Origin of the sequence: Xanthomonas sp. NCPPB 3005 (assembly GCF_041228095.2) — a bacterium.
GTDB classification, from domain to species: domain Bacteria; phylum Pseudomonadota; class Gammaproteobacteria; order Xanthomonadales; family Xanthomonadaceae; genus Xanthomonas_A; species Xanthomonas_A bonasiae.
On sequence record NZ_CP166096.2, the window covers coordinates 2,942,030 to 2,958,255 of the forward strand.

At 69.4% G+C, this 16,226-nt stretch carries 12 protein-coding genes; 5 read left to right on the top strand and 7 right to left on the bottom strand.

Going from position 1 to position 16,226, the window contains the following annotated elements; translation table 11 throughout:
* Positions 1-35: 35 nt before the first annotated feature.
* From AB8810_RS12710 to AB8810_RS12730, 5 genes are read left to right on the top strand one after another with little or no spacing between them, the layout of a single operon-like run.
* The gene (locus AB8810_RS12710) at positions 36-902 is read left to right on the top strand and encodes a CheR family methyltransferase (protein ID WP_179564442.1); all 867 of its coding nucleotides are present in this window, start codon (positions 36-38) and stop codon (positions 900-902) included.
* Complete coding sequence (gene cheD, locus AB8810_RS12715) at positions 899-1,501, top strand: chemoreceptor glutamine deamidase CheD (protein WP_225210148.1); 603 nt, start codon at positions 899-901, stop codon at positions 1,499-1,501. The genes AB8810_RS12710 and cheD overlap by 4 nt, the downstream gene beginning before the upstream one ends.
* Positions 1,498-2,574, top strand: a complete 1,077-nt coding sequence (locus AB8810_RS12720; protein WP_179564440.1) for a chemotaxis response regulator protein-glutamate methylesterase — start codon at positions 1,498-1,500, stop codon at positions 2,572-2,574. The genes cheD and AB8810_RS12720 overlap by 4 nt, the downstream gene beginning before the upstream one ends.
* A 4-nt stretch (positions 2,575-2,578) precedes the next feature.
* Positions 2,579-5,227 (top strand): EAL domain-containing protein, encoded by a 2,649-nt coding sequence (locus AB8810_RS12725; RefSeq protein ID WP_191826745.1) that lies wholly within the window; start codon positions 2,579-2,581, stop codon positions 5,225-5,227.
* 60 nt (positions 5,228-5,287) lie between these two features.
* Positions 5,288-8,209 (top strand): diguanylate cyclase, encoded by a 2,922-nt coding sequence (locus AB8810_RS12730; protein WP_369913823.1) that lies wholly within the window; start codon positions 5,288-5,290, stop codon positions 8,207-8,209.
* Positions 8,210-8,615: 406 nt separating this feature from the next.
* Here AB8810_RS12730 and acnB read toward each other — a convergent pair whose 3' ends face one another.
* The 7 genes from acnB to AB8810_RS12765 form a co-directional block, all read right to left on the bottom strand.
* Positions 8,616-11,207 (bottom strand): bifunctional aconitate hydratase 2/2-methylisocitrate dehydratase, encoded by a 2,592-nt coding sequence (gene acnB / locus AB8810_RS12735; protein ID WP_179564434.1) that lies wholly within the window; start codon positions 11,205-11,207, stop codon positions 8,616-8,618.
* 54 nt (positions 11,208-11,261) lie between these two features.
* The gene (locus tag AB8810_RS12740; protein ID WP_369916667.1) at positions 11,262-11,660 is read right to left on the bottom strand and encodes a type II toxin-antitoxin system VapC family toxin; all 399 of its coding nucleotides are present in this window, start codon (positions 11,658-11,660) and stop codon (positions 11,262-11,264) included.
* A gap of 7 nt (positions 11,661-11,667) precedes the next feature.
* Positions 11,668-11,892 carry an AbrB/MazE/SpoVT family DNA-binding domain-containing protein gene (locus tag AB8810_RS12745; RefSeq protein WP_179564432.1) on the bottom strand — a complete coding sequence of 75 codons (225 nt, stop codon included), beginning with the start codon at positions 11,890-11,892 and terminating at the stop codon, positions 11,668-11,670.
* Between the two features lie 110 nt (positions 11,893-12,002).
* On the bottom strand, positions 12,003-13,442 hold the full coding sequence (locus AB8810_RS12750) for an OprO/OprP family phosphate-selective porin (RefSeq protein ID WP_369913824.1): 1,440 nt from the start codon (positions 13,440-13,442) through the stop codon (positions 12,003-12,005).
* A 112-nt stretch (positions 13,443-13,554) separates the two neighbouring features.
* On the bottom strand, positions 13,555-14,331 hold the full coding sequence (locus tag AB8810_RS12755; RefSeq protein ID WP_179564428.1) for an ABC transporter permease: 777 nt from the start codon (positions 14,329-14,331) through the stop codon (positions 13,555-13,557).
* Entirely contained in the window at positions 14,315-15,148 is an 834-nt protein-coding gene (locus AB8810_RS12760; RefSeq protein WP_179564426.1) for an ABC transporter ATP-binding protein, read from the bottom strand. The genes AB8810_RS12755 and AB8810_RS12760 overlap by 17 nt, the downstream gene beginning before the upstream one ends.
* A gap of 19 nt (positions 15,149-15,167) precedes the next feature.
* Complete coding sequence (locus tag AB8810_RS12765) at positions 15,168-16,214, bottom strand: ABC transporter substrate-binding protein (RefSeq protein ID WP_369913825.1); 1,047 nt, start codon at positions 16,212-16,214, stop codon at positions 15,168-15,170.
* Positions 16,215-16,226 lie beyond the last annotated feature (12 nt).

Genomic DNA, 16,226 nt, shown 5'->3' on the forward strand with positions numbered 1-16,226 from the left:
CCGATAACCCGATAGACCGATCACCGCTGCGAGCCATGGCCACTCCAACGTCTTCCCTGCCCCACCCCGGTTCCGACAACCGCGACTTCGAATTCAGCGATCGCGATTTCAAGCGGGTCTGCGACCTGATCTACCAGAAGGCGGGCATCGCGCTGGCCCCGGCCAAGCGCGACATGGTCTACGGCCGGCTGTCGCGGCGCCTGCGCACGCTGGGCCTGCGCTCGTTCCGCGAGTACCTGGACTGGCTGGAGCGCGACGGCGGCGACGAGTGGGAGGCGTTCACCAACGCGCTGACCACCAACCTGACCTCGTTCTTCCGCGAGCCGCACCACTTCGAGCGCCTGCGCGAAGAGCTGCAGAAGCACGCCGCCTCGGCACCGGTGAAGATCTGGTCGTGCGCCGCTTCCACCGGCGAGGAGCCGTATTCGCTGGCGATCACCGCCTGCGAGGCGTTCGGCACGCTGACCCCGCCGGTGCGGATCCTGGCCACCGACGTGGACACCCAGGTGCTGGCGACCGCCTCGCGCGGCGTGTACGCGGTCGATCGCATCTCCAGCCTGGACCCGGCGCTCAAGCGCAAGTATTTCCAGCGCGGCAGCGGCGCCAACGAGGGCCAGTGCCGGGTGGTGCCGGCGCTGCGCGAGCTGCTCGAGTTCCGCCAGTTGAACCTGCTGGAGCCGCGCTACGACGTCAGCGGCCCGTACCTGGCGCTGTTCTGCCGCAACGTGATGATTTATTTCGACAAGCCCACCCAACGTGGCATCCTGTCGCGGCTGATCCCGCATCTGGACGACGAAGGCATGCTCTACACCGGCCATTCGGAAAACTACCTGCATGCGGCCGACCTGATCCAGCCCTGCGGCCGCACGCTGTACCGGCGCGCCGCCAAGGCACGCGCATGAGAGCCGCCACGATGGTCGCGGATCAGGTGATGCGCTACCACGACACCCGCTTCCAGACCATGGCGGCCAAGCTGTTGCCGACCCAGTATCTGGTCGTGGACGACGACACCGCGCTGACCACCATCCTCGGTTCCTGCGTGGCCGCCTGCATCCGCGACCCGCTGCTCAAGATCGGCGGCATGAACCACTTCATGCTGCCCGACGGCCAGGCCGGCGACGGCGCACCGGCGCGCTACGGCAGCTATGCGATGGAAGTGCTGATCAACGACCTGCTCAAGCGCGGCGCCAGCCGCAGCCGCCTGGAAGCCAAGGTGTTCGGCGGCGGAAACGTGCTCAAGGGTTTCACCAACAACCCGGTCGGCACCCGCAACGCCGAGTTCGTGCTGAACTACCTGAAAGCCGAGCAGATTCCGGTGGTGGCCGAGGACCTGCGCGGCATCCATCCGCGCAAGATCTGGTTCTTCCCCGGCACCGGCCGCGTGGTCGTGCAGCGCCTGCCGCATGCGCACGAAGAAGCCGAAATCGCCGCCGCCGAATCGGCGGTGCGTGCCCGCCTCGCCAAAGCGCCCGTCACCGGCGCCGTGGAGTTGTTCGAATGACGTCAGAAATCCCCTGCCGCGTGCTGATCGTCGACGACTCCGCGGTCGTGCGGCAAATGCTGACCGAGATCCTGTCGCGCGCGCCCGGCATCGAAGTGGTCGGCTCGGCCGCCGATCCGATCCTGGCCCGCGAGAAGATCAAGCGGCTCAATCCGGACGTGATCACCCTGGACGTGGAAATGCCGCGCATGGACGGCCTGGCGTTCTTGGAAAACCTGATGCGGCTGCGGCCCACGCCGGTGGTGATGATCTCCTCGCTGACCGAGCGCGGCGCCGACACCACGCTGCAGGCGCTGGCGCTGGGCGCGGTCGATTTCATCTCCAAGCCCAAGCTCGACGTGGCCCGCGGCCTGGAGGAATACGCCGAGGAAATCGTCGGCAAGGTCAAGGCCGCGGCCAAGGCCAAGGTCCGCGCGCTCGACCGCCCGGCCGCGCCGCGGCCCGCCGGCAACGCGGTGATCACGCCCAGCGCCGTGTCCACGCTGAAATTCCGCACCACCGACCGGCTGATCGCGATCGGCGCCTCCGCCGGCGGCACCGAGGCGCTGCGCGTGGTCCTGGAAGGCATGCCGGCCGATGCGCCGGCGGTGGTGATGACCCAGCACCTGCCGGCCGGCTTCAGCACCGCCTTCGCCGACCGTCTCAACCGGCATTCGGCGATGGCAGTGCGCGAGGCCAGCGAAGGCGAAGCGATCCTGCCCGGCCACGCCTACCTGCCGCCCGGCGGCAAGCACCTGCAGGTGGTCCGCGACGGCGCCCGCTGGCGTTGCAAGATCGACGACGGCCCGCCGGTCAACCGGCACAAACCGGCGGTGGACGTGCTGTTCCAGTCGGTGGCGCGCAACGCCGGCGCCAACGCGATCGGCGCGGTGCTGACCGGCATGGGCGACGACGGCGCACGCGGCCTGCTGGAAATGCTGCAGGCCGGCGCCAGCACCCTGGTCCAGGACGAAGCCACCAGCGTGGTCTGGGGCATGCCCGGCACCGCATTCCGGCTCGGCGCCGCGCAGGAGGTGTTGCCGCTGGACCGGATCGCCGAACGCCTGATCGCCTTGTCCAACCAGGCCCGCTAGCCCCATGCCGCGCCAGCGCGTCCGCACCCCGAACGCGCCCAGCGAACCCGCTGCGACCTCGGCTTCCTGCCTGGCCAGGTTGCAGGATTCCGAGCAGGCCCTGCTGAGCTGCCTGCAGCAGGCGCCCGACGGCGTGGTGGTGATCGACGCGGACGCGCGCATCCTCGCCTTCAATCAGACCGCCGAGGCGCTGTGGGGCCTGTCGCAGGCGCAGGTGCTGGGGCGTTCGCTCGGTGAGCTGGTACCGGACGAGGCGCGCGCGCCGTTCCTGGCCAGGTGCATGCGGCAGCGCGCCGACACGCCCGGCGACGGCTACGAACTGCAGTTGCCCGGCAACGACGGCGTGCAGCGCTGGGTGTCGGTCAGCGCGGCCACGGTGCCGCAGCAACCGGCGCCGCTGTCCGTGGTGTTCGTGCGCGACATCAGCGCCGAACGCGAGCGCGACGCCAAGATGCGGCTGCTGTCGCTGGCCCTGGACCGCAGCGACAACGCCATTGTGGTCTGCGACCCGCAGCTGGCGATCCTGTACGTCAACGCCGGCTTCGTGCACATGTTCGGCTATGCCGCCGAGGAAGTGCGCGGACTGCTGCCCAGCAGCGTGCTGCCCGGCATCGGCACCGACATGCAGGCGGTACGGCTGACCCGCGAACGCGTGGTCGGCGGACTGGGCCACCAGACCGATCTGCTGGTCTACCGCAAGGACGGCTCGCCGCTGTGGACCACGCTGATGGCCAATCCGATCGCCGACGCGGACGGCGGCATCCAGCACTACGTGGTCTCGTTCACCGACATCACCCAGAGCAAGATGCACGAGATCCTGCACAAGAACGTGCTCGACGCGCTGGTCCGCGAACAGCCGCTGGTCGACGTGGCCACGCTGATCTGCAGCGAGGTCGAACGCATCGCCCCGCAGGTGGTGGCCTCGATCATCAGCGTCGATGGCGACGGGCGGCTGCACCCGCTGGCCTCGCCGAGCCTGCCGACCGCCTTCAACGAGGCGGTCGAATGCATGCGCGTGGGTCCCACCGCCGGTGCCTGCGGCGCGGCGATCTGGCGCGGCAAGCAGGTGCTGGTGCGCGACGCCGCCACCGATCCGCTGTTCGCCGAGTACCGGCCGCTGGTGCAGCAGCTCGGCCTGGGCAGCTGCGTGGCCAGCCCGATCAAGTCCAGCGGCGGGCGCGTGCTCGGCAGTTTCGCGCTGTATTACCGCGACGTCTGCGAACCGCAGGCCTGGCACCTGCGGCTGATCGAGCTGTGCCTGCATCTGTGCGCGCTGGCGCTGGAGCGCGAGCAGACCAAGGCGCGCGTGCACCAGTTGGCGTTCTACGACTCGCTGACCGGCCTGCCCAACCGGGTGATGTTCAGCGCCCGCGCCGAGCAGGCGCTGGCCGCCGCCGAATACCACGCGTTTCCGGTGGCGATCCTGTTCGTCGACATCGACCGCTTCAAGCGCGTCAACGAGACCCAGGGCCACGCCGCCGGCGACGGCATGCTGCGCGACATCGCGCGGCGCCTGGGCGAGACCTTGAACGCGACCGACCTGATCGGCCGCCAGGCCGGCGACGAGTTCGTGCTGATGCTGCCGCAGTGCGGCGCCGAGCAGGCCGCCGGGGTGGCCGAGCGCCTGTTGCTGGCGCTGGCCGAGCCGCTGGTGGTCGGGCACGTGACCCTGCACCCGGGCGCCAGCATCGGCGTGGCGATGTTCCCCGACGACGGCCGCGACATCGAGACCCTGCTGCGCCATGCCGACCTGGCCATGTACCGGGCCAAGAACGAAGGCGGCGGCAGTTTCCGCTTCTTCAGCGCCGACATGAACCGCATGGCGCAGGAGCGCGTGGCGCTGGAGACCGCGTTGCGCGAAGCGTTGCGCCGCGACCAGCTGCAGCTGCACTACCAGCCGCAGCTGCACAGCCAGCCGCCCTACGCGCTGTACGGGGTGGAGGCGCTGCTGCGCTGGCAGCACCCGCATCTGGGCGACATCTCGCCGGCGCGCTTCGTGCCGATGGCCGAGGAATGCGGACTGATCGACGAACTCGGGCATTGGGTGCTGCGCCAGGCCTGCCGGCAGATGGCCGATTGGCGCCTGCGCGGCGTGCCGGTGCCGCGCGTGGCGGTCAACCTGTCGGCCAGCAACTTCGCCGACGCGCAGTTGCCGGCGCGGGTGGCGCAGATGCTGAGCGCGCATGCGCTGGCGCCCAGCGACCTGGCGCTGGAAATGACCGAGAGCGTCATGCTGTCCAACGCACCGGCGGTGCTGGCCAATCTGCGTCAGTTGCAGGCCAGCGGCGTACGCCTGTCGCTGGACGACTTCGGCACCGGCTATTCCAGCCTCAGCCATCTGCACCAGTTGCCGGTCAACGAACTCAAGCTGGACATGAGCTTCGTCCGCGACCTGGAACACAGCGAGACCGCACGCGCGCTGACCACCTCGGTGCTGCGCATCGGCGAGAGCCTGCGCCTGCATACCGTCGCCGAGGGCGTGGAAACCGAGGCGCAGCGGGCCTTCCTGGCGTGGCTCGGTTGCGACGTGCTGCAGGGCTTCCTGTTCGCGCCCGCGCTGCCGGCGACGCAGCTGGAACACTGGATCGGCGCGCATCGGGCCGAGGCGGCAGCGGCCGCGCCGCCCGCAACGTCCGGCGCGGCGCCTCCGTAGCCGGTCGCGGCACAGTTATTGCTTGATCCGCAGCACGTTTTTTTTACCCCCCGTCAGGCAATGCCGATCCGCTTCCTGTTGTCGCTGCTGCTGTGGTCCGCCAGTGCTGCGCTCGCCGCGCAGACGCTGCGCCCTGCCTATCCCGACGTCGTGCGCCGCTTCTCCACCCACGACGGCCTGCCGCAGAATTCGGTGAACGCGATCGTGCAGGACCGCGACGGTTTCCTGTGGCTGGGCACCTTCGGCGGGCTGGCACGCTTCGACGGCAGCGGGTTCAGCGTCTACCGCAGCCTGGCCGGCAGCGGCCCGTCCAGCGACCGCATCCTGCAACTGCTGGAGGACGAGCGCGGCCAGTTGTGGATCGGCAGCGAGGACGCCGGCGTCAGCGTCTATCGCGACGGCCGCTTCCTGCGCCTGGACCTGTGCGGCGGCCGCTGCCTGATCCGCCGCTTCGTCGCCGCGGCCGACGGCAGCGTGTGGGTCTTCAGCAGTGCCGGCGCCTACCGGATCGACCCGCGCACCCTGCGCACCCTCGAACAGCAGCCGCAGGCGCTGGACATGGCCGCCGCGCTCGGCGGCGACGGACAGCTCTATCTGGGTGGGCAAGGCCTGTGGCGGCTGCGCCAGGGACGCCGCGAAGCGGTGCCGTTGCCGGCCGGGGAAACCCGGGTCAGTTCGCTGCACAGCGAAGGCAGCGTGCTGTGGGTGGGTGCCGGCGCGGCCCTGCACCGCTACGACACGCTGCGCCGGCAATGGCTGCCGGCAGCGGCGCCGGTGCGCGGCGCGCAGGCGCTGGCGCGCGATGCGCAGCACCGGCTGTGGGCGGTCGATGTCGATGGACAGCTGTTCCGCGACGACGACGATGGCGCTGGGCTGCGTCCGTTGACGACGCCTGCACTGCCGGCGTCGCACAGCCTGCTCAGCGACCGCGACGGCAACCTGTGGCTGGGCAGCAACGCACGCGGCCTGCTGCGCATCGCGCGCTCGCGCATCGGCCTGCTCAACGACGCGCAGCAGGGCATGGACCTGCCCGGCCTGCCGGTGATCGGCGACGGCAGCGGCGGGCTGTGGCTGGGCACCGTGTGCGGCGGACTGCGGCACTGGGACGCACCCAGCGGACGCCTGCGCCGCTGGTCGTTGCAATCCGCGCTCGGCAACGAGTGCGTGTGGTCGCTGCACCGCGACGAGGCCGGCGGCCTGTGGATCGGCACCGTCGATGGCCGCGTCGGCTATCTGCGGCCCGACGCGCAGGACGACCGCGCCGATCGCGACAACGACGCCTACCGCAGCCAGGCGCTGCGGCTGGTGGCGCAATGGCCGGACCAGTTGCCGATCCGCGCCCTGTACCGCACCGCCAAGCACAGGCTGCTGGTCGCCAGCGGCCACGGCGTCTACGCGGTTCCGGTCGGCGCCGGCGGCGAGACCGGCACGCCGCAGCGCCTCCCCGGCTTGCCCGGCAGCGTCACCCTGATCCAGCCGGCGCAGCAAGGCGGCCTGTGGCTGGCCGGCGGCGAAGGCGTGGTGCGCTGGCGGCGGCAACGGGTGGTGGAACGCTGGAACACCGGCAACGGCCTGTCCACCCGCTTCGTGCGCTCGCTGTACGAACAGCCCGACGGCACGCTGTGGATCGGCACCTATGGCGGCGGCCTCAACCGCATCGGCAACGGCCGCGTCCAGCGCTTCGATCGCGGCAGCGGCCTGTTCGACGACGTGGTCTCGTGCATGGTCGCCGACGCGCGCGGCGGGCTGTGGCTCAGCGGCAACCGCGGCATTTCCCTGCTGCCGCCGGAGGAACTGGCCAAGGCCGCCGCCGGCAGCGAGGAATTGAGCGCGATCGGCTTTTCCGAAAGCGACGGCCTGGAACCGGCCGAAACCAACGGCGGCGGCCAGCCGGCGTGCCTGCGCGACGCCGCCGGCAAGCTGTGGTTCCCGCTGATTTCCGGCTTCGCCGAGATCGATCCGCTCGCGCTCGGCGAGCGCCGCGTGCAGGCGCCGCCGGTGCGGATCCAGTCGCTCGACGTCGGCGGCCGCAGCGTGCCGCTGGCCGCGGAGCTGCGCCTGCCGCCGCACAGCCACGACATCGAGGTGGGCTTCACCGCGATCAACCTCAGCGCGCCGGAGAAGACCCGCTTCCGCTACCGGCTGACCCGCCCGGGACAGGACCCGGCGTGGACCGACATCGGCGCGCAGCGCAGCCTGCACTTCCCGCTGCTGCCATGGGACGACAGCACCCTGGAAATCATCGCGCGCGGCGATACCGGCGCCTGGTCGAGCACGCCGGCGCGGCTGCGCTTCCGGCAGCCGTCGCCGTGGTATCTGTCGCCGCTGAGCTGGGGTGCGGCAGCGGTGCTGCTGCTTGCCGCGCTGCTGCTCGGCTGGCGCGTGCACGGCTATCGGCTGCGCCGCCAGCGCGACCTGCTGGCGCAACTGGTGAGCACCCGCACCCGGGAACTGGAGCAGGCCAACCACCGCCTCGCCGACCAGGCGCAGCGCGACCCGGTCACCGGCATCGCCAACCATCGCCATTTCGTCGAAAGCCAGCAGCGGCTGTGGGACCAGATGCAGGCGCAGCAGCGGCCGCTGGCACTGCTGATGATCGACATCGACGAATTCAAGCGCTTCAACGACCACTACGGCCATCTGGCCGGCGACGACTGCCTGCGCGTGGTAGCGCTGGCGATGGCCGCGCAACTGCGCGAGGACGGCGTGCTGGCGCGCTACGGCGGCGAGGAATTCGTGGCGCTGCTGCCCGGCTGCGACAGCGAGGCCGCGCATGCGGTCGGCGAACGGCTGCGCCAGGCGGTGCTGGGCTGCGCGGTGGCGCACGCCCCGGGCGCGCGCCACCGGCTGGTGACGGTCAGCATCGGCTGCGCCAGCAAATCGCCGCGGTCCGGCCTGTCGAGCACGCGCCTGACCAACCTCGCCGACCAGGCGCTGTACCGGGCCAAGGAGAACGGCCGCAACCGGGTGGAAAGCGCCTGAGTGCAGGTCGTTACGCAAGCGGTCGCGGTTGAAACCGCTCCTACAGAGAGCATCCTGGGTTCACTGTAGGAGCGGTTTCAACCGCGACCAACGAAGTCGGCATGCCGGCCGGCGCAGCGATCGATCCAGACGCGAAATGCTCCGGCAGCACAACACGACCGAACCGAAGGGGGATGAGGGTACCGGCGAAGCCTCATGTACCCGAACTTCGCGAGGCGCTTCGCGTCCGTACCCTCACCCCAACCCCTCTCCCGGGGGAGAGGGGCTTTGATCAGCGGCGCGGTGCCGGTGCGACCTTCTGCGCCAGCGCTGTCGCCGCATCGGCCCGTCCCTACTGCAGGGCCAGGCGCAAACGAAAAAGCCCGGCATCGCCGGGCTTTCTCGTTGCACTGTTCGACCGCCTGGATCAGGCCGCGACGGTATCGGCCACGTCCTGATATTCCTGGATCTGATCGAAGTTCATGTAGCGGTAGATCTGCTCGCCACTGGTCTTGATCACGCCCACGTCGGCCATGTACTCGTCCTTGGTCGGGATGCGGCCCAGGCGCGAGCAGATCGCCGCCAGTTCCGCCGACCCCAGGTACACGTTGGTGTTGCGGCCCAGGCGGTTGGGGAAGTTGCGGGTGGAGGTGGAGAACACCGTGGCGCCCTCGCGCGCCTGCGCCTGGTTGCCCATGCACAGCGAGCAGCCCGGCATTTCCATGCGCGCGCCGGCCGCGCCGAAGGTGCCGTAGTGGCCTTCCTTGGTCAGCTCGGAGGCGTCCATCTTGGTCGGCGGCGCGACCCACAGCCGGGTCGGGATGTCGCGCTTGCCTTCCAGCAGCTTGGCCGCGGCGCGGAAGTGGCCGATGTTGGTCATGCACGAGCCGATGAACACCTCGTCGATCGCCGCGCCGGCGACTTCGGACAGCGTCTTGACGTCGTCCGGATCGTTCGGGCACGCCACGATCGGCTCGTGGATGTCGGCCAGATCGATCTCGATCACCGCGGCGTACTCGGCATCGGCATCGGGCTCGAGCAGCTGCGGATCGGCCAGCCACTCTTCCATCTTCTTGATGCGGCGGCCCAGCGTGCGCGCATCGGCATAGCCCTCGGCGATCATCCAGCGCAGCAGGGTGATGTTGCTGGTCAGGTATTCGATGATCGGCGCCTTGTCCAGGCGCACCGTGCAGCCGGCGGCGGAACGTTCGGCCGAGGCGTCGGACAGTTCGAACGCCTGCTCCACCTTCAGGTTCGGCAAGCCTTCGATCTCCAGGATGCGGCCGGAGAAGATGTTCTTCTTGCCCTGCTTGGCCACGGTCAGCAGGCCGTCCTTGATCGCGTACAGCGGGATCGCGTTGACCAGATCGCGCAGGGTCACGCCCGGCTGCATCTCGCCCTTGAAGCGCACCAGCACGCTTTCCGGCATGTCCAGCGGCATGACGCCGGTGGCGGCGGCGAACGCGACCAGGCCGGAGCCGGCCGGGAACGAGATGCCGATCGGGAAGCGGGTGTGCGAGTCGCCGCCGGTGCCGACCGTGTCGGGCAGCAGCATGCGGTTGAGCCAGCTGTGGATCACGCCGTCGCCCGGGCGCAGCGACACGCCGCCGCGGGTGGAGATGAACTCCGGCAGGGTGTGGTGGGTCTTGACGTCCACCGGCTTCGGATACGCGGCGGTGTGGCAGAACGACTGCATCACCAGGTCGGCGGAGAAGCCCAGGCAGGCCAGGTCCTTCAGCTCGTCGCGGGTCATCGGCCCGGTGGTGTCCTGCGAGCCCACCGAGGTCATCTTCGGCTCGCAATAGGTGCCCGGGCGCATGCCCTGGCCTTCCGCCAGACCGCAGGCGCGGCCGACCATCTTCTGCGCCAGCGAGAAGCCCTTGCCGGTATCCGGCGGCACCATCGGCAGGCGGAACAGGTCCGACGGCGGCAGGCCGAGGAACTCGCGCGCCTTGGCGGTCAGGCCGCGGCCGACGATCAGCGGGATGCGGCCGCCGGCGCGCACTTCGTCGAACAGCACGTCCGACTTCATCGCGAACTCGGCGATCACCTGCCCGTTCTTCAGCGCCTTGCCGTCGTACGGACGCAGCTCGACCACGTCGCCGTGCTCCATCTGCGACACGTCCAGCTCGATCGGCAGCGCGCCGGCGTCTTCCATGGTGTTGTAGAAGATCGGCGCGATCTTCGAACCCAGGCACACGCCGCCGAAGCGCTTGTTCGGAATGAACGGAATGTCCTCGCCGGTCCACCACAGCACCGAGTTGGTCGCCGACTTGCGCGAGGACCCGGTCCCGACCACGTCGCCGACGTAGGCGACCAGGTGGCCCTTGGCCTTGAGGTCGGCGATCGCCTGGATCGGGCCGCGCTTGCCGTCTTCTTCCGGCACGAACGCGGCGCCGTCGCGCTTGTTCTTCAGCATCGCCAGCGCGTGCATCGGGATGTCCGGGCGCGTGGTCGCGTCCGGCGCCGGCGACAGGTCGTCGGTATTGGTCTCGCCCGGCACCTTGAACACGCTGACGGTCAGGCTCTGCGGCACTTCCGGCTTGCTGGTGAACCACTCCGCGTCGGCCCAGCTCTGCAGCACCGCCTTGGCGTGCGCATTGCCGGCTTCGGCCTTTTCCTGCACGTCGTGGAACGCGTCGAAGATCAGCAGCGTGTGCTTGAGGCCTTCGGCGGCCACCGCGCCGAGCTCGGCGTGGTCCAGCAACTCGATCAGCGGGTGGATGTTGTAGCCGCCGAGCATGGTGCCCAGCAGTTCGGTGGCGCGCTTGGGCGAGATCAGCGTGCACTGCTCGCTGCCGAAGGCGACCGCGGCCAGGTACGACGCCTTGACCTTGGCCGCGTCGTCGACGCCGGCCGGCACGCGCTGGCTCAGCAGCTCGACCAGGAACTGTTCTTCGCCGGCGGGCGGCTGCTTCAGCAGCTCGACCACCTCGGCGGTCTGCTGCGCGCTCAGCGGCAGCGGCGGGATACCGAGCGCGGCGCGCTCTGCGACGTGGTGGCGGTAGGCTTCCAACATGGCAACTCCAGATGATTCTTCGGGAAGAATGCGGTTTAAAAAAATGAAGTGGGCTCAGGCTTGCGGCACGATCAGCTTCAGGCCCTTGAAGTAGTCGCGATAGAATTTGTCGTTCCAGGTGATCAGGCCATCGCACTGCAGCAGTGCGTGCGCCCCCACCATGAAAGCGTCCAGGCTGCGGCGGCCTTCGCCGCGCTGCCGGTGGCGGCGCTGCATCTCGCCAGCGCGCAATGCGGATTTGGCTTCCAGCGCATTGAAATGCACGCCCATTTCCTCCAGCGCCTCGAGCACTTCGGCGCCGCCGCGCAGCGCGGCGCACAGCTCGGCCAGCGTTGCGGCGCAGACCACCACGCGCCCACCGACCAGGTTCTGGCGCAGGCAGGCTTCGACCGCATCGGCCTGCGGACCGTTGCTGAGCAACTCGATCAGGACCGGGGCATCGACCGCGATCATCGCCGGCTCAGTCTTCGTCACGGACAGCCTTGACCGCGGCGTCGGACGAGGCGAAACCGTCCAGCGCGAACTTGCCGCGCGCGCGGGAAATGGCGTCGTCCACGCTCTTGCGCAGGATGATCCGGCCGCCTTCCAGCTCGACGGTCAACTGCGTGCCCTTGGTCAGGCCCAAGGCATCGCGCACCGCCTTGGGGAGGGTGATCTGGCCGCGCTCGGCAACGGTGGCTTCCATCGGTGGACCTCCAAGGTATGCATGAATTATACATACCTCCGATGGCATACCGCCAGCACCGCGACGATCTGCGCTCCCGGACGCGATCCACCCGTGGACGCCGCTGCCGCTCAGAACGCCAGTTGCAGGCGCGTATTGACGGTGGTGCCCTGGTCCGGCCCGAGGTAGGCGCCGCTGCGGTTGTCGGTGCGCCAGCGCACGACATCGAACATGATCCGGCTGTAGTCGTTCAGGTACCAGTTGCCGCCGGCGGTCCATGCGTGCCCGGTACCGCCGCTCGGCAGGTGCGCATAGTCGACGTCCTCGTAGCGCGCCTTGAGCTCGAACGCGCCCCATCCGCCGGCCCCCACCGGTTCGGCCACCTTCACCCTGCCCCAGGTCCCCGCCTTGGCCGAATACGCCGGCAGCGCGCCGGACACGAACCACCCTGCCCCGACCGCCCAGGCCTGGTGATCCAGGGCGTAGCGGCCACGCGCGCCGATCCCGCGCACGTTGCGCGTGCCCCACTCGCCGCTGGTCCAGAACGGACCGAGAAAGCCCGCCGCCTCCAGGCCCCAGGCAGTGCTGCGCTCGGCGCCGGCCAGCGCGCCCGGCGCCACCTTGACCTCATCGTTGAAATGCCCGCCGATCGCCGAAGCGCGCAGCACCCCGGACGCGTCGCGGGTTAGTTCCTCGTGGAAGGCCCAGCCGGCCAGGTGCACGGTGGCGCGCTTGCCGAGCAGCGGATTCCAGTGCGCGCGCGTGGCCCAGGTCAGGCTGTCGTTGTCGCTGCCGCTGTTGTTGAGGTCGTTGCCGGCCGCCGACACGCTGGCATGCCAGGCCTTGCCATAGACCCGTTCGGTCAGGCCCACGCCGAACAAGCCGCGCTGCGGCAGCACCAGCGTGCCGACCACGTTGCGCTCCTGAAACGGGGTGTTGGAGGTGCTGCTGGATCCGTCCAGGCCGCGATCGTTGAGGCGGTTGCCGACGGTCAGTTCGGCCGCCTGCCCGAACAAACGGTGGTCGACCGTGGCGTACACCGACTTCCAGGCCACCTCGTTGTCGGCAAAGTCGCCTTCCACCACATAGCCGAGGACGCCGTAGCGGCCTTCGGCACCCAGGCGGACGGAACGGATTTCGGTACCGGACAGGTTTCGCGCCGCGTGGTCGGACCCGGAGGTGCTGGACTGGTCGGCGAACAGGCGCCCACGGGGACGGAAGGTCGCCTCGCCATCGGCGCTGCTGAACTCCGGCGCGCCCTTTGACCACGACACCCGTGGTGCCCTGGACTGTGCGGCTTCCACGGCCGCTACGCGTTGTTCGAGCGCCGCCGGCGGCGCCGACATCGGCGCCGCTGTGCCGGCGATCGGCGCGGCAGCCCCCTCGACGGCGCGTAGCCGCGCTTCGAGCTGTTGGATCTGCCGGGCCTGCTGCCGGACCAGCGCGGTGAGTTCGGCCTGGCTCAGCGGCGGCGGCGCGGCGGAGGTCTGGGCGCCGGCGTGGCCGCTGGTCAACAACAGGCCGAGCGCCACCGACAGCGCTGCACGGGGCAGCACATGGAACGTTTGCATGGGTTCTCTCCCCGGCCAGTCGGCGCCTGGCCGGATGCTGCCCGGTATCTGGTGGGTGCGGAAAAGGCGAAGGCCGCGGCGGCGCCGGCAACCGGCGCCGCCGGGCCAGGCGTCAGCTGGTGGCGGACTGCGACGCGTTGGGGCGCCAGGTGATGACGCGATTCTCGACCAGGTCGAGCAGCGCATCGATGACCAGCACGAAGGCGGCCAGGATGATGATGCCGGCGAACACGCCCACCGCGTTGAAATTGCCTTCGGCCTGCGCGATCAGATAGCCCAGGCCCGCCGATGCGCCCAGATACTCGCCGATGATGGCGCCGACCACCGCGAAGCCCACCGAGGTGCGCAGCGAGGACAGGATCCAGCTCGCCGCCGCCGGGAAATACACGTGGCGCAGCAGATCGCGGCGCCCGGCACCGAGGATGCGCGCGTTGGCCAGCACCACCGGATTGACTTCGCGCACGCCCTGCATGGCGTTGAAGAACGTGGTGAAGAACACCAGCGTCACCGCCAGTGCGACCTTCGACCACAGGCCCAGGCCCAGCCACAGCACGAAGATCGGCGCCAGGACCACACGCGGGATCGCATTGAAGCCCTTGATGAACGGATCCAGGATGCGCGCGGAGCGGCGGCTCAGCCCGAGCCAGACGCCGCCGGCCACGCCCAACGCGGTCCCGATCAGGTAGCCCAGCGCGGTCTCGGCCAGGGTGATGTACACGTGCTGGTAGAACGCGGTGTCGGCCAGCCAGGCGTACATCTGCTTGCAGATCTCCCATGGCGCCGGGAAGAAGAACGGGTCGATCCAGCCCAGCGCGTTGCCGGCCTGCCAGCCGCCGAACACGGCGGCCACCAGGGCGATCTGCAGGAAACGGTCAGTCTTGTCGTGCATAGCTCTTCTCCACTTCGCCGCGCAGGCAGGCCCAGATGTCGCGGTACAGATCGGTGAAACGTTCGTCCAGCTTGATCTCCGCCACGTTGCGCGGGCGCTCGAGGTCCACGTCGAAACTGCGTACGACCCGGCTGGCCGGGCCGGAGGACAGCACCACCACCCGGTCGCCCAGCGCGATCGCTTCCTCCAGGTCGTGGGTGATCAGGATCACCGAGCGGCGATCCTCCTGCCACAGCCGCAGCAGTTCGTTCTGCATCAGGTGCCGGGTGTGGATGTCCAGCGCCGAGAACGGCTCGTCCATCAGGATCACCTTCGGCTCCACGATCAACGCCTGCGCCATCTGCACGCGCTTGCGCTGGCCGCCGGAGAGCTGGTGCGGGTAACGGTGATCGAAGCCGGTCAGGCCGACTTTCGCCAGCCATGCAGTGACCTTGCGCTTGCGCTCGGCCTCGCCGACGCCGCGGAAACGCAGGCCCAGTTCGACGTTCTGGTAGGCGGTTTTCCAGGGCAGCAAGGCGTCCTGCTGGAACAGGTAGCCGACCGCCTCCTGCACGCCGGCGACCGGCTTGCCATCGATCGCGATCTCGCCGGCGGTGGGCTTGAGCAGGCCAGCCACGGAATTGAGAATGGTGCTCTTGCCGCAGCCGGTGGGGCCGACGATGGCAAGGAATTCGCCGTCGCGCACCTGGATATCGACGTCGCGCACGGCGGTGAAATCGCCGAAGGACATGCTCATCCGGTCGATGCTGACCATGGTCTGCGCAGGCTCCAGCTGCGGCACGCCATTGAACTGGCGCACGGTGGCATTGAGTGCCATGGGGAGTCTCCCTTGTAGGTTACGGTTGGGCGGCCGGCGCAGCGGCGCCGGCACGCTCGACGAAGGCATTCGTATACGTCTTGGACAGATCGATCCGGGCAGCGGCGACGTCCTTGTTGAACTCGCGCAGCACCGCCAGCGGCGTCTGCAGGTCGGCGGGGATGAAGCGGCCATCGCGGGTGAAGATGGCGCGGGCGTTGTCGACGGCGCGCGCGTAGGTCTTGCGGTCGCCGGACACGTACGCATCGGGCAACGCGGCGACGATGTCCTCGGCGCTGTTGTCGGCGATGAAGCGCAACGCCATCTGCTGCGCGCGCGCGATCTTCTCGGCCGCATCCGGGCGCCGCTCCAGGAAACTCCGATTGGCGTACATCACCGAGGTGGGATACAGGCCGCCGTACACCTGGCGCGCGCCCGCATCGCTGCGCGCATCGATGATGATGCGGCCGACCTTGCGCTCGGTGATCAGCGTGGCGGCAGGATCGTAGTTCACCAGAAGGTCGATCTTGCGCTGTTCCAGCGCCGCCACGGCAGCCGCACCGGAACCCACCCCGATCAGCGAGACGCTGTCCACCGGTATGTCGTGCCGGGCCAGGAAGTGCCGCACGAAGAAATCGGACGAGGAGCCCGGCGCGGTGATGCCTACCTTCAGGCCCTTGATGGTCTCCGGCCTGGCCGGATCGAACGTGGTGTCGTCCGGCCCCGCCAGCACCAGGCCCGAATTGCGCGACAACAGCACGAAACCCACCACGTCCTTGTGCTTGGCCTGCATCTGGATGGTGTGGTCGTAGAAGCCGACCGCCACGTCGGTGGAGTTGGCCACCAGCGCCTGCAGCACCTTCGAGCCGCCCTGGGCGAAGTTCTCGGTCTTCACCTTCAATCCGACCTGGTCGAAGTACCCGTTCGCATCGGCGATGAAGAACGGCAGGTTGTTGATGTTGTAGGAGCCGACGCTGATGCGTACCGGCGCATTGTCGGCGCCGGCGCCCTCGGCGTCGCCCTTGCCGCAGGCGGCCAGCGCCAGCGTCGCCGCGACCAGCGCGGCCTTGAGAATCTGCTTGTACATCATCCCTCCCAG

Excerpts from the sequence above, each read along its gene's own strand:
- AB8810_RS12725 (WP_191826745.1), top strand. The coding sequence starts at position 2,579 with ATGCCGCGCCAGCGCGTCCGCACCCCGAACGCGCCCAGCGAACCCGCT.
- AB8810_RS12765 (WP_369913825.1), bottom strand. The coding sequence starts at position 16,214 with ATGTACAAGCAGATTCTCAAGGCCGCGCTGGTCGCGGCGACGCTGGCG.
- AB8810_RS12750 (WP_369913824.1), bottom strand. The coding sequence starts at position 13,442 with ATGCAAACGTTCCATGTGCTGCCCCGTGCAGCGCTGTCGGTGGCGCTC.
- cheD (WP_225210148.1), top strand. The coding sequence starts at position 899 with ATGAGAGCCGCCACGATGGTCGCGGATCAGGTGATGCGCTACCACGAC.
- AB8810_RS12755 (WP_179564428.1), bottom strand. The coding sequence starts at position 14,331 with ATGCACGACAAGACTGACCGTTTCCTGCAGATCGCCCTGGTGGCCGCC.
- AB8810_RS12720 (WP_179564440.1), top strand. The coding sequence starts at position 1,498 with ATGACGTCAGAAATCCCCTGCCGCGTGCTGATCGTCGACGACTCCGCG.
- AB8810_RS12730 (WP_369913823.1), top strand. The coding sequence starts at position 5,288 with ATGCCGATCCGCTTCCTGTTGTCGCTGCTGCTGTGGTCCGCCAGTGCT.
- AB8810_RS12760 (WP_179564426.1), bottom strand. The coding sequence starts at position 15,148 with ATGGCACTCAATGCCACCGTGCGCCAGTTCAATGGCGTGCCGCAGCTG.
- AB8810_RS12740 (WP_369916667.1), bottom strand. The coding sequence starts at position 11,660 with ATGATCGCGGTCGATGCCCCGGTCCTGATCGAGTTGCTCAGCAACGGT.
- acnB (WP_179564434.1), bottom strand. The coding sequence starts at position 11,207 with ATGTTGGAAGCCTACCGCCACCACGTCGCAGAGCGCGCCGCGCTCGGT.
- AB8810_RS12745 (WP_179564432.1), bottom strand. The coding sequence starts at position 11,892 with ATGGAAGCCACCGTTGCCGAGCGCGGCCAGATCACCCTCCCCAAGGCG.
- AB8810_RS12710 (WP_179564442.1), top strand. The coding sequence starts at position 36 with ATGGCCACTCCAACGTCTTCCCTGCCCCACCCCGGTTCCGACAACCGC.